Origin of the sequence: Burkholderia sp. AU30280 (assembly GCF_020420125.1) — a bacterium.
Classification (GTDB): Bacteria; Pseudomonadota; Gammaproteobacteria; order Burkholderiales; family Burkholderiaceae; genus Burkholderia.
Genome location: NZ_JAIZRY010000005.1, coordinates 207,671 through 220,744, shown reverse-complemented (window position 1 = coordinate 220,744; position 13,074 = coordinate 207,671). Strand labels below are relative to the sequence as shown.

At 60.6% G+C, this 13,074-nt stretch carries 14 protein-coding genes; all 14 read right to left on the bottom strand.

Annotated features, from left to right (window positions below; genetic code table 11):
- Nucleotides 1-7: 7 nt before the first annotated feature.
- The 14 genes from LGN17_RS13860 to LGN17_RS13795 all read right to left on the bottom strand — a co-directional run bounded on the left by LGN17_RS13860 (nt 8) and on the right by LGN17_RS13795 (nt 13,073).
- Complete coding sequence (locus LGN17_RS13860; protein WP_226197313.1) at nt 8-520, bottom strand: CS1 type fimbrial major subunit; 513 nt, start codon at nt 518-520, stop codon at nt 8-10.
- 713 nt (nt 521-1,233) lie between these two features.
- Complete coding sequence (locus tag LGN17_RS13855) at nt 1,234-1,749, bottom strand: hypothetical protein (RefSeq protein ID WP_226197312.1); 516 nt, start codon at nt 1,747-1,749, stop codon at nt 1,234-1,236.
- 11 nt (nt 1,750-1,760) lie between these two features.
- Nucleotides 1,761-2,273, bottom strand: a complete 513-nt coding sequence (locus tag LGN17_RS13850; protein WP_226197311.1) for a CS1 type fimbrial major subunit — start codon at nt 2,271-2,273, stop codon at nt 1,761-1,763.
- Nucleotides 2,274-2,530: 257 nt separating this feature from the next.
- On the bottom strand, nt 2,531-2,746 hold the full coding sequence (locus tag LGN17_RS13845) for a hypothetical protein (RefSeq protein WP_226197310.1): 216 nt from the start codon (nt 2,744-2,746) through the stop codon (nt 2,531-2,533).
- Nucleotides 2,747-3,561: 815 nt separating this feature from the next.
- The gene (locus LGN17_RS13840) at nt 3,562-4,641 is read right to left on the bottom strand and encodes a hypothetical protein (RefSeq protein WP_226197309.1); all 1,080 of its coding nucleotides are present in this window, start codon (nt 4,639-4,641) and stop codon (nt 3,562-3,564) included.
- A gap of 10 nt (nt 4,642-4,651) precedes the next feature.
- Nucleotides 4,652-5,566 carry a flagellar hook-associated protein FlgL gene (gene flgL, locus LGN17_RS13835; RefSeq protein ID WP_226197308.1) on the bottom strand — a complete coding sequence of 305 codons (915 nt, stop codon included), beginning with the start codon at nt 5,564-5,566 and terminating at the stop codon, nt 4,652-4,654.
- Between the two features lie 467 nt (nt 5,567-6,033).
- On the bottom strand, nt 6,034-7,374 hold the full coding sequence (gene flgK, locus LGN17_RS13830) for a flagellar hook-associated protein FlgK (protein ID WP_226197307.1): 1,341 nt from the start codon (nt 7,372-7,374) through the stop codon (nt 6,034-6,036).
- Nucleotides 7,375-7,418: 44 nt separating this feature from the next.
- Nucleotides 7,419-7,751 carry a hypothetical protein gene (locus LGN17_RS13825; RefSeq protein ID WP_226197306.1) on the bottom strand — a complete coding sequence of 111 codons (333 nt, stop codon included), beginning with the start codon at nt 7,749-7,751 and terminating at the stop codon, nt 7,419-7,421.
- 14 nt (nt 7,752-7,765) lie between these two features.
- Entirely contained in the window at nt 7,766-8,890 is a 1,125-nt protein-coding gene (locus tag LGN17_RS13820; protein WP_226197305.1) for a flagellar basal body P-ring protein FlgI, read from the bottom strand.
- Between the two features lie 59 nt (nt 8,891-8,949).
- Nucleotides 8,950-9,615: a flagellar basal body L-ring protein FlgH gene (gene flgH / locus LGN17_RS13815; protein ID WP_226197304.1), complete on the bottom strand. Its 666-nt coding sequence runs from the start codon at nt 9,613-9,615 to the stop codon at nt 8,950-8,952.
- On the bottom strand, nt 9,615-10,400 hold the full coding sequence (flgG, locus tag LGN17_RS13810; protein ID WP_226197303.1) for a flagellar basal-body rod protein FlgG: 786 nt from the start codon (nt 10,398-10,400) through the stop codon (nt 9,615-9,617). Before flgG ends, flgH begins: the two co-directional genes overlap by 1 nt.
- A gap of 51 nt (nt 10,401-10,451) precedes the next feature.
- Nucleotides 10,452-11,177 carry a flagellar basal body rod protein FlgF gene (locus LGN17_RS13805; protein WP_226197302.1) on the bottom strand — a complete coding sequence of 242 codons (726 nt, stop codon included), beginning with the start codon at nt 11,175-11,177 and terminating at the stop codon, nt 10,452-10,454.
- Between the two features lie 4 nt (nt 11,178-11,181).
- Nucleotides 11,182-12,351 carry a flagellar hook protein FlgE gene (locus LGN17_RS13800; protein ID WP_226197301.1) on the bottom strand — a complete coding sequence of 390 codons (1,170 nt, stop codon included), beginning with the start codon at nt 12,349-12,351 and terminating at the stop codon, nt 11,182-11,184.
- A complete protein-coding gene (locus LGN17_RS13795) occupies nt 12,348-13,073 on the bottom strand; it encodes a flagellar hook assembly protein FlgD (protein ID WP_226197300.1) in 726 nt (241 codons plus the stop codon). Before LGN17_RS13795 ends, LGN17_RS13800 begins: the two co-directional genes overlap by 4 nt.
- Nucleotide 13,074 lies beyond the last annotated feature (1 nt).

Here is a 13,074-nt window from a genome sequence, read left to right as displayed (position 1 = left end):
ACACTCCTTACTCGACTTCCGTCTCAAACATCAGCGGCACCGTACCCGCATAGTTGCCCGCCAGCACGTCCTTCTTGATCTTGTCGCTCGCAACCCCGGGCGTGATCACCAGATCGATCGACTTGCCGTTCTTCGCCTCGTCCTTCGTCACAACCTCGACGGGTTCAGTGCCGACGTCCTTATCGCCGACCTTGGCACCCACCTCGAAGTAGGCTTCCTCGTCGCCTGTGTGGACGAGGCGCGGCACATCGGCGTTGGAGAACTTGACCTGCACCTTGCCCACGCCGCTTTTCGCCGTCACCTTCAGCGTCAACGGGTTGAACTTCTTGTCGTCGTCGCTCCACGCGAGCTTCTGCTGCTCAGCATGGTTCCAGCCCTCCTCCGTGATCTCGAAGCCGCCCACCACCGGCACCTCGGCGCTCAGCTTGATATCAAAGGTCTTCTGCTTGACTTCCGCGTGCGCGGCACCGGCGATTGCAACCGCGCCCAGCAGACACGCACGAATGATAGATTGATGCATACATACTCCAAGAATGATTAATAGGGGCTGCGCAATAGAGTGCGCCCTGCCAACCACATTTTCAGCCCCTGGCCAGCCGGACCCAATCAGACAACTCTTATTTTGTGCACTGCCAGTAGGATAGGATTGCTAATAGATATTAACGAAGCCGCCCCTTGTGGATCTCACGACGGCCGTCGACTTGCGGCTACGCATATCGATTGACTGGCCAGTTCCCAGTCTCAACCCGAACTGCCGCCTAGAGCCGAGGTTAGTATTTATGCTTCGCGTCGTGTGCCAGCACGAATTGCGGAGGCGTCAGAAAGTAGCCTTGCCAGCGAGCAAGCTTTACACAAAATACTCAGGCGCACCGCAAATACAACACCCTTTAGGACAAGCCAGCGCCGTGCTGGTACGCAATGGCCATTGAACTGGGGCCTGCGGAAAGACGGATTCGCCTCGACTTATGGGGACGAATCCGTCGTCGTGTGCTAGCGGGGAGCGCCGCACAGGCACGTGCGAAAGCATCACCTGAACCCTAGACCCCGGTCTCGAAGATCGCAGTCATCGTGCCAATGCAGGTACCGCTACGCAGAGTGCCGCCAGGACCGCTAAGACGCAAACGAAGCCTGGCCTTCAACGCAAAGAACCACGAGTTTCATAGAAAATCCCTCTGCGCCACAAATTTGCGCCGAAGAATACGAGTCTAGCCCACGCCAAGGCACGGACCAAACTCACTCCTCAAACCCGGTCTCGAAGACCACGGGAAACGTTCCACTGTATGCTCCGGGCCGCGGCGCTTTAGGCGTTGCCCACAGTGACACCCTGGCCAGCCCCCCCGTCTTCGCTACCTCTGCATCAACAACGTTGCGCCACTCCCCCCGATAATAGGGGCCTACCATGCCCCCATTGTTGAGCATCGAGACGTTCCAGCCGACCTGCATAGCGTCGCCACTAGCGTTTTTAATATATACGCCCTCACCCAAATTACCGGCCAGCATGCGGACTGCACCATAGCTGCTGCGCACCTTCCAGCCCAGGGTCACCTTTGACGAGCTGCCCTTCGCCCACCCTTCCGAATGCGTAAAAACAACGTTATCCAAATCCCCGCTGTTCACCGTAACCTCAAAGAAATCCTGCGAGGGCACCTCGCCTTTGATCTCAACATTGAGATTGATCGGGCCCGGATTTCCCGCATACACTGCCACTGCATATGCGCTCGCAGCAATTGGCAAAATCAGCTTCTTCACCCCAACACTCCTTACTCGACCTCAGTCTCAAACATCAGCGGCACCGTACCCGCATAGTTGCCCGCCAGCACGTCCTTCTTGATCTTGTCGCTCGCAACCCCGGGCGTGATCACCAGATCGATCGACTTGCCGTTCTTCGCCTCGTCCTTCGTCACAACCTCGACGGGTTCAGTGCCGACGTTCTTATCGCCGACCTTGGCACCCACCTCGAAGTACGCGTCCACGTCCTGTTCGTGGACGAGGCGCGGCACATCGGCGTTCGAGAACTTGACCTGCACCTTGCCCACGCCGCTTTTCGCCGTCACCTTCAGCGTCAGCGGGTTGAACTTCTTGTCGTCGTCGCTCCACGCGAGCTTCTGCTGCTCAGCATGGTTCCAGCCCTCCTCCGTGATCTCGAAGCCGCCCACCACCGGCACCTCGGCGCTCAGCTTGATATCAAAGGTCTTCTGCTTGACTTCCGCGTGCGCGGCACCGGCGATTGCAACCGCGCCCAGCAGACACGCACGAATGATAGATTGATGCATACATACTCCAAGAATAATTAATAGGGGCTGCGCAATAGGATGCGCCCTGCCGACCACATTTTCAGCTCCCGGTCAGCCTGACCCAATCAGACAACTCTTATTTTGTGCACTGCCAGAAGGATAGGATGGCTAATGGAGATCATCGAAGCCGTGCCCAACCGAGCGCCGGTGTTCGCCGACTAACGGCTACGCATTGCAATTGATCACCAGGACGTCGAGCGAGCGTCACCGCCTGGGGTACGGCCCGACGCCTAGCGTCATCGAGACAAAAGATCAGTGCAATCGCGCAATGCGGCCGGTGTCTTTAGTGCATCGTCGCCGTTCGCGATGGCAGACGCCACGAGAGAGGCACTCAACATCACAAACTCCGAGGTGCCGTAGCCCAACCTCTCTGCGGCCCGCTCGACATGATGATAGTCACCGGGATGGACCTCCAAAACGACTACCTTGTTTTCGCATCGATTGTTATTCACCGAAGCCCTCTCCTTTCATTTCCAGTGGGCAAGTTTTTGAACCCTGTCGGCGGAGTCCAATGAGGAAGATGATGGTACCGACAGTGGCAAGCCAGATCGATCAGAAATGTCTCAAAAGAGCGTCGGATTGGTGTCGGCGCAGGCTTCGAGCCAGCGGCGTTGAAGAACTGTCGGGATGACGTGAGCAGCCCGGCGACCGTCATCGATGAGCGCCGCCCCGGTGCCAGGCCGCTCGGTTCCAACTTCTGCCGGAGGTATCCGGAATTCCGTGTGTGAGGCGCGTTGAGATTCGGGCCCCAATGTTGAATTATTCAGGGTAGAGCAGCGCGAAATAGGTCATCGCGCTCTTCCAATCGGGCCGGGAATCCGCGGGGCCGCGCTGGCGGCCGCCGTGGCGATTTCTAACCTGGATGTGCGGATGGCACTCGGAGTGACCAGGCCGCGGCCGCTGAATGTCTACCACTGCGAGGTACGGGTGGCGATCGACGACCTGATTGCCAAGTGAGCACTGCGTGGTATCGCAATCTGGAAGCGTAACCACTTGCTCGCCGGCTCGGACCCTCGCGTCGAACGCGGCAACAATGGATAGTCTGATTGGCACGGCGCCATTGAGCGACCTCGATCCCGGGACCGACTTCACATACGTGCCTGCCCGCGTCGGACCTATCCGGCAGCACCGCGGAAATATCGATACGAGGTCCCACGGCGACTGAGATCGAGCAACTGCTCCTGCTGCTCGATCACGTCGATGATTGTCGTCGTTAAGGTCAAGCACGAGATGAGGCAAACCTCAAGCCTTTCCTCGCCTCACACCGTCAATGCCTAAGTAGTGCTTCGACTCTCCCGCGGCTCAGACCAAACAACGTCGACGTGACGACGGACAGCACTTTGAAGTCTGCCGACTCAGCCAGCGCATCCGATACCGACTGAATGTCCGTCGCCGCCTGCGCGACTGCGGGCCCGTCCTTGCCGCCTTGCAGGGCTTGTCCCGCGGTATCGAGTTGTGCGCGTAGCGTGCGGTCCGCTTGCGTCAGCCCGTCGAGCGCGTGCACCACGTCGCGCAATGCCGCGCGCTGCGACACGCGGTCGGTAACTTTCCAGCGCGCTGGATCAACGACTTCCGGCGCCGCGTCGACTTGCGCGCGGCTGGGACGGCCTCCGGGGAACCGCCGGCCCTCACCCTGCACCATAAGGTGATCGCGCACGGTGGGCCAGCGCAATTCCGCCACCGTGAAATCGATCTGGCCGTCGACTGCCAGCGTTGCGCGAACACCCGTGCACGCCAGTGCATGGTCCAGCTTGCGCGACAAGGCGGCTGCGTCGAGCGGCGCATCTCCAAAGCTGACCGATACCGGCTGCTTGCCCAAGCCGGCCGGGTGGAAAACGAGCGTTTCCGCGCCGCCGCTTCGCCATTGCTCGACATCGAGCGCGCGCATGCGGAACGTACATACTGCATCGGCAGCCGGACGCACCACCAACTGCGCATCCAGTACGCCGCCCGCCCGCACCGCGCGGTCGCGCCAGAGCGCACCGAATTTCGCGATAAGCGCTGCAGCACCGTCGCCTCTGTTTTCCGCACCGCTCAAGGCCACGCTGATCGCCCGCTTCAACCCGCGCAACTGCCCAGCGGCCGTCTCGACAAACGCCAGCGCGCGCTGCGCGACAGTCACGTCGGCGTTCAGTTGCGCGTGGTGCGCGGTGAAGGCGGCCGACACGTCCTGGAAGCGCGGTGCCACGGCGGAAATGCCCGAGGTCGGTAGGTGGACAATCGGAACCGCAGTAGCTGCGGCCGCTTCCTTCGCATGAGCACCACGCTGCGCGCGGCTGGCCCCATGCACATCGTCACGCCGGGAAACCCGCTGACCGCGAACGGGTGTGGTAGACCCCATCTTCATGAACGAGGCCTCATATTGCGTCGAACAGCGACAACTGCGTCATGCGCGTGTAAATCGCGTACGAACCTTTCACGGCTGCGACGTAGTTGTTCAACTGGTCGATCGCCTCGGCAAAGTCCAGTTCTCCTACCAGACTAACGGCTTGCCCGTTGGCGACAAGCTGCGCTGAATGATTCTCGCTCATCAGATCCAGCGTGTTCTGGGCACCGCCTAGATCAGTAATCTTTACGCTCAATGCATCGATACCGTTGCGCTTGACCGCGTCCAATGCCGCCGTCACGACGCCTCGCACCGCCGGTGCACTCGGATTGACTTCAGGATCCTCCATCGCCTCAATCGCCGCTTCCAGCTTGTTCATCACATCGGCCAGAGGCTCGACCGTGACGTTGGCGCGCTGCGTGACACCGTGGCCGATCACCACTTGCTGCAGTTCACCATTGCCGGCGTATGAGTAGCGGCTACCGACAGGCGCGGTCGCGTCATACGCTATCGGCGCCGTATTTGTTTGCGAGCCGGAGAAAAGAAAGTTGCCATCGCCATCCTTGGCATTGGCGGCCTGCTTGAGATTGTTGAGCCGCATGCGCAGCGGCCCGGCGAGCGCATTCAGATCGGCCGCGCTGCGACTCCCGTCGGCGGCAGACAGCAATGAATCGTGTACGGCCATCACTGTGTCAAGCATGCCGTCGAGATGCACCTCATTCTTTTGCAAGCGCACCGACAGCGTGTCGATGTTCTTTTGATAACGCTGAAGCATCGAGGTGTCGCGCTCAATCAGCAGCAACCGCGCGGCCGCAATCGGATCGTCCGATGCGCGCTGCACTCGCTGGCCCGTTGATATCTTGGACGTGAGATCGGCGGCTTTGCTGTTCGACGCGCGCAGCGTCGCGAGCATGGTGTTGCCGAAGTGTTGACTGGCGATACGCATGGTGCTCTGTTCAGAACGAATCCCGACTGCAATAGCTTTCCTGTGATCGCACCTAGGCTCCGATCAAACGGTCTACGCGCGACGGCCTCCCGATAGAATGCGCCGACTCGCACCTGTTTCTCCGAACGAACCCGAAACCCGTAGCACCATTCAGATTGAGTGAATCCGGAGCTACCCAGCCTTCAACCACATGCGATTACTTTGCAATCTTTCGACGTTCTCCCTGTGTTAAATGTTAGTCATCGACGCGCCGTGCCGCCGCTTGCGCCGACTTCACGGTCACGCAGCCATTCCGGCATGGGCGACCACACGCCGTCATGCCGATCGCACCGGATTCCCCCAATGCAGCGACAATTGCGATCGCCGAACCGGGGCCTTTGACGCCGCTCGCCTTAGAGAGAACGGCTTCCTAGCGACCCTTCATGGCTCGCACCGCTCGCAGGTGCGAGCCATCCATACCATTCCTCTTAGAAAGCGCGCATCGTCGCGTCGAACAGTTCCTTTGCGACGGAAATCACTTTCATGTTGGCCGAGTAAACCTGAAGGGCCTCGGAAAAATTGACGGCTTCCTCGTCCATGCTGACCCCGGACAGCGACTGCCACGCTTCTTCCGCTCGCTGCCGGACACTAACGGCAATTGCCAAGCTAGACTGGTTCTGCTCACTCTGCGCACCGAGCTTCCCGACCAGCAGCACGTACGCGTCGCCCAACGAGGCCTCCCCGAAGCCCGGCAGGTCGACACGGCGGGAACGCAGTTCGATCAGCTTGAGAAGATTGTCACTGTTGCCAGGGGCCTTTGGATCGCCCGAAAAGCCGAGTTCCTCGGGCTTCATCTCGTTAGCTGTAAGGTGGCCCGTTACCGGATTGAACGTGAACAGCGCCTTGCCCGGCGAACCTCCCATGCCGAAGCCTGCGGTGACCTGCTCGTTAAAGCTGCCTGCAAGTTCGGCCGCCAGCGAGCGAATAGCCTCCATCTGTGGCAGCAGCGTGTCCTTTGCAAAAGACGACAGGCCACCCAGCTCACCGCCGACCTTCGCACCGTCCACCGGATACTGCGTGCCGGCCAGTTCCAGCTTGAGCTCGAACGTGCCGCCGGACAGCGTTTCCACCCTCATCTTTGCGACCTGATGGCCCGCAATTAGCGGTGTACCGCCCACAAGACTCACGTCGACGGTGCCGTCGGGCTGACGAACGGTGCGGATATCGACCAGCGCCGACAACTGGTCGATGGCCTGGTCGCGCTGATCGATGAGCTCGGATGGTGCGCGACCGTTGGCTTCCGCTTCGGCTACGAGACGGTTCAGCTCGGCGGCAGTTCGGGAAAGACCGTTGATCTGCTCCACGGTGGCCGCGCTCTGTTGGCGCAGCGTATCGAGCTGGCCACGCATCATCTGCTGCACACCGTTGAAACTCTTCGCCATGCCACCGGCGGCCAGTAGCACCTGCTGCCGCAGCGCAGAGTTAGCCACATCGGCGCTGGCCGCATCCAGCGCGCCAAAAAACTTGCCCATCGAGACTTTGATGCTGCCGTCTTTGAGCCCCATCACTTCCTCGAGCTGACGGAAGTACGATTCCACCGCACGGTGCTCGCCGACCGATCCGTGCGAGGCCCACTTCTGTTGAGTGTTGGTGTGATCGCCGAACCGGATCACCGAACTCGCATCGACACCGCCACTCACGCGCGGGGTTCGCAGCACACCCTGGCGCGTGTATCCGGCGGTCTGCTGGTTTGCCGTGTTGCGTGCCGATCTATCCATTGCTGCTCGCGCTCCGAGCGCGCCTGACAAGCCAATTCCGGTAATGTTCATAGTGAGGTAAGTGCAAAATGTGTGGCTGCGAACGTGTCAATGCGTCAGTCTTTCGACGGCATCGCGTCAGGCGGAAGCATCTGCGCAACCAGCGTGTCCGCGATGCCAAAGCCACGTTGCTTCGCGATAGCATCGGCCACCGCACGGTTCGCATAGTCAATCATTGCTTCGCTGGAATGGTCGGCAAAGCCATTGTCTGCCTTGAGCTGGTCGGTCGCCTTCTTCATTTCGCTCAACATCTGTGCGATGAAAAGGCCTTCGAATTTCACGGCCGCATCTTCCACGCGCGCGCAGTAATCTGCATCCGTTGCCTTGACAGCCGCGGTCTCGATCGAAGCGTACTGGGCGTGTGGCAGGTATCTGGGTTCAAGCGTCATAGTCGTATCCTTCGTCAGATCACCACTAGGTCCCCCGTCAGCGCGCCAGCTTCGGAGAGGGCTTGTAGGATCGCCATTAGGTCATCTGGCGTGGCACCGGTGCGGGTGATCGTGTCGACGATCGCTTGCAGGCTAGCGCCCGATGTCCACTGAAACGCATTGCCGCCCGCCTGCGTCACCCCGATCTCGCTAACGGGCGCCGTCACGGTGCTGCCGTTGGCGAATGCGTTCGGCTGGCTGACCATCGTGCCTTCGGCGATCGTTACCTTCAGCGAACCGTGCGAGACGACCGCCGGTTTGACCGTCACTCCCTGACTGATAACGACCGTACCGGTGCGCGAGTTAAAGACAACGCGCGGCACCTCTGCGCCTTTACTCACCTTCAGCGCGTTCAGGCGGGCAACGAACGCCACGCGCTGGCTCGGCACCTGGGGGGCAACGACATCCACCGAGGTAGCGTCCACGGTGCTGGCGACTTCGCTGCCGAGTGCGTTGTTGATTACTTCGGCGATACTGGAGGCTGTCTGGAAATCCGGACGTTTCAGGTTCAAGCGTACGGTAGGCGTATCGGCGAAATCGGTGGCAATCTCCCGCTCGATCGTTGCGCCCTTAGGAATCCGGCCCGCGGTGGGCGTATTGATGGTGACACTAGTGCCGCTGCGCCCTTGCACATTCAGACCTGGAATCACCAGGTTGCCCTGTGCTAGCGCATAAACGTCGCCGTCCGCTGCACGCATGGGGGTCATCAGCAGTGTTCCGCCGCGCAAGCTCTTCGCATCACCGAGCGATGAAACAGTCACGTCCACTTTCTGGCCGCGGCGATAGCCAGGCGGGAAAGTCGCACTCACTATCACCGCGGCCGCGTTGCGCGAACGCAGGTTGATATTTTCCGGCAGTCGCGTGCCAAATTGCTTGAGCATATTCGTCAGCGATTGGGCGGTGTACTTGGCTTGCGTGCCGTCACCCGATCCGGCCAAGCCCACCACGATACCGTAGCCGACAAGCGCATTCTCACGCACCCCCTCTACGTCGACCAGGTTACCGACGGTCTGAGCGTGCGCTTCAATTGTGCTACTTAGCGCGATGCCGATTACGATAGCCAGGGCGGCGGCACGGATTGCTAGTCGGGTTGGTTTCATCGTTTCATCCTGTGGTCGATCGCGCGTCGACCTGGTTCGGTCCGTTCGTCGTCGCCGACTCAGAACGGCATCCACGGGCTATTGAAGAATCGGGTCAAAATGCCGGGCTGGCTCGCATCCGCCAGCGACCCACGGCCCGCGTAGGTGATGCGCGCATTCGCCACGCGTTGAGATGACACACGATTGTTCGAATCGATGTCGGCAGCACGCACGTACCCAGCCAAACGTACGTTCTCTTCACCCTGGTTCAGCACGAGGCGCTTCTCGCCCCGCACTTGCAGCAGGCCGTTGGGCATCACGCGCTGCACCACCACCGTCACCGAGCCGCGCAGTGTGTTTTGCTGCGAGCTGGAACCCGCGCCGTTGAACCCGCTCTTCGTGCCTAGTTCGGCCTCGACTGGCAGCGCCTTGCCGAACAGCGACGGCTTTTTTGCACTGAGACTACTGTCCTTGCCGACCTGCGTGCCACTCTTCTTGCTCGCCTGGGTCGACTCTTCGAGCTCCACCGTCAACACGTCGCCGGCGCGGAAAGCGCGCACGTCAGACGTGAGCGACCACGCCTGATCAGGAACCAGCACGCCACCCGCCGTGCCTCGACGGACATCGAAAGCGGTATCGGGCATGCTGTCGTCGAAGTCCGGCAGCAAACGATCGAACGGGCCGGTCGCACAACCACCCAGCAAGGCCAGCACACCGCCCATGGCAACGAAGCGCGTAACCGTCATCAGCGTGCAGCCTGCGACAGGTACTGCATCATGTTGTCGGCAGCCGACAGCACCTTGGTGTTCATCTCGTAGGTGCGTTGGGCAGCGATCATTTCGACCATTTCTTCCACGGCCAATACGTTGGAACCCTCGAGTGCACCTTGCTTGATCGTTCCAATCCCATTCTGACCGGGCTCGCTTTCGGTGGGCGCACCGCTGGCAACGGTTTCTGCATACAGGTTGCCACCCAATGCGAGTAGGCCAGCCGGATTCACGAATTGGACAAGCTGAAGTTGGCCGACTTCGGCCAGCATCTTGCCTGCGCCCGTCGAAACCGATACCGTCCCGTTATCGCTGATAGTGATACCCACCGCCTCAGGCGGAATGTCGATACCCGGCACGAGGGGCAGGCCCTGTGCATTGGTCAGACGGCCCTGGTCGTTCAGACGCAACTGCCCGGCGCGCGTGTAGCCCACTTCGCCGTTCGGCATTTCCACCTGCAAAAAGCCATTGCCGACAATGGCCACGTCAAGCGGCTGGCCGGTCTCCTGGAGCGCGCCAGTGGTGAACACCTTTTGCGTACCGGCAATCCGCGTGCCGTTGCCCAGTTGCACACCCGGCCCCGTTGCGTTGTCCGATACCTGAGCGCCGGGCTGGCGCTCGGCACGGTAGAACAGGTCTTCGAAAACGGCACGATCGCGCTTGAAGCCGACCGTGTTGACGTTCGCAAGGTTGTTGGCAATCGCCTGCAGCTTCGCGTCCTGGGCCTGGATGCCCGTCTTGCTGATCCACATTGCGTGATTCATCGTTGCCCTTTAGTGTTGGTTGATTCGTTTGACGCAGGCCCACCCGACCGCTTACCCGCGGATAAGCCGGTTGCCGGCATCGGCCATTTCATCGGCCACCTTGTATAGCTTCATCTGCATCTCGAATGAGCGCGTAAGCGACATCGTTTGCATCATTTCTTCGACGGCCGACACGTTACTGGCTTCCAAATGACCGCCCTTGACGGCCACACTGTCGTCGGCCGCATAGTCGGTACCGGTGCTCGAGACGATGAGGCCCTGCGCGTTCTTCACCAAGTCAGTCGGCTCCGGGTTCACCAGCAGCAGGCGACCCGCGTCCTGGATATCCTTCTCGCCTGCCGTCACTACGGAGATCGTGCCGTCCGCGCCGATCGTCAACGCGTCGTGCTCGGGCAGCACGATCGGGCCGCCTTCCCCCAATACGGCGTTACCGTTCAGCGTAAGTGCGCCGTCACCGTCGAGCGTGAGCGCGCCAGCTCGCGTGTATGCCACGCCCTGAGCGGTTTCCACCGCAAGATAGCCGGCTCCGTCGATGGCCACGTCCAGCGTGCGACCCGTTTCGCTGATCTTGCCCGGCTCGTGATTCACATGCGTTGATGTGAGCGTTGCGTGGTAACGCGAGTCGTAGCCATAACCCCTGGCCGCCTGACTCGTCACACTGGCCAGATCGGCGCGAAAGCCACTGGTCTGCGCGTTGGCAAGGTTGTTGGCTCGCACGTCGAGCGCGCGCAGCGAATGCTCAGCGCCCGTCATCGCGGTGTAGAGGAAATTGTCCATCGCGTTACAGCGCCTGCATCAACGCGCGCATCATTTCGTTTTCGGTCGACAGCACCTTCGAGTTGGCCTGGTAGTTCTGCTGCGCGCCCATCAGGCTCACGAGCTCCGCGGTCATGTCGACGTTCGACTGCTCGACTGCGCGCACGGCGAGCTTACCGGCCATGCCGGTGCCCGGCTTGCCGACCAGCGGTTCACCGGTAGAAGAACTGGCCTGCCAGCCGGAACCGTCCACCGGAACCAAGCCGTTTTCGTTCTGGAACGTCGCGATGGCCAATTGGCCGGCCGACAGCTTCTTGCCGTTGCTGTACTGCACCTCGATCGAGCCGTCCTCGGCCAGCGACACACCGGTCACGGCGCCTGCCTTGTAGCCGTCCACACGATTCTTGTCGGTGGTCTGTTTGCCGCCAAACATCGTCGTGCCGGCGTAGTTGATTGCAATCGACATCGGTGCGGCATCGGTGGGCGTGCCGAGGTCAAGTTGAACGGTGGCAGTCGGCGTTACCAACTTGCCCGTGTTGTCGAAGCTCAGCTCCGCGGGGTTGCCGACATTCTGACCGTCCATCGCGTAATAGACCTGCATCTTGTTGCCCGCATCCTTCACGAAATACTGGGTGACGGTGTGCTCGCGACCGAGAGAATCCGTCACAGTGGCGGCCGATATGCCGTTGTACGACTTCGGATCGTCCTTGTTGAATGGCGAAACCGTCGGCTTGGTCCAATCGGCAGACATATTGCCGACGTATTCCAGCGAACTGCTCGCCTGTGCGGGAATCGAGCCCGTTGGAATCGTCAGGCTGCCCAGGGCCCCGTCAGCACCGTACCCCTGCACGACGCGGCTCATGAAATCGGTCACGTTGCCGTTCTTATCAATGTTGAACACACCGGCGCGTGAATACACCATCGAGCCGTCGGTGTCGCGAGAGATGAAGAACCCTTTGCCTGCGATCGCGGCGTCCAGGCCGCGACCCGTCGCGGAGAAATTCCCGGTGACGTCCATCGACTGCGAGGTCGAACCGATCGATACCCCGGACGGCATCGCATTGATGTAACTCGACGCGAAGTTGGCACGGCCCGATTTAAAGCCCAGCGTGCCACTGTTGGCGATGTTGTTACTGATTTGGTTGAGCTGCCCGTTGATGGCGTTGATGCCGGCGAGCGCGATGTTGAAACTCATGACTGGAACCTCTTTGAAATGGGGAGACTCTGGGGAGGCGCGGTTTCCGAAGACATACGCTGCGGGTTTGAGCGGCCGAGAAAGCGGGTGATATCAGCGGCCTCCGCATCACCAATGCCCGCGATCGTCAAGATCACGCGGCCATCCGTTCCGAGACGCACGCTTTGCAGATCGCCATTGAGTTCGACGGGAGGCTTCTCGCCGGAGTCGGAAACCACACGGAGCTTGTAATTGCCTGGTGGCAGGCCATGCTCTGCGGGGTCGATGTTGAAGTCGACGTCGCCCGCCTGTTTTGCGCCGAGCGAAACCGTGTACTCGGTGCCGCCCCCATCGGTCAGGATCACGTCGACCTCCGACGCCGATGATTCGAGCTTGAAGCTCCCTTTGACCACCGCCTCGCCCAACTCGACTTTTTCCGATCTCACACGCACTTGTGATCCGACTTGTGACCCGAGCGTCACGACCAGCATGCTTTCCTGCGTCCTGGCGGTGGCGGCGCTGAGGTTGGCAAGCGTCCGCATCGCTTCCACCTGGCTCATCTGCGCGAACTGCGTCACGAACTGGTTGGCTTCCATTGGCGCCAGCGGATCCTGATTCTTGACCTGCGCCACCAACAGCCGGGTGAACAGGTCCGACACATCGCCTCCGCCATTGCTCGCGGTCGGCGTGGCGACCGAGCCGCCTATGCCAGTTACGTTGTTGACATTGCTCTGGAGATCCACC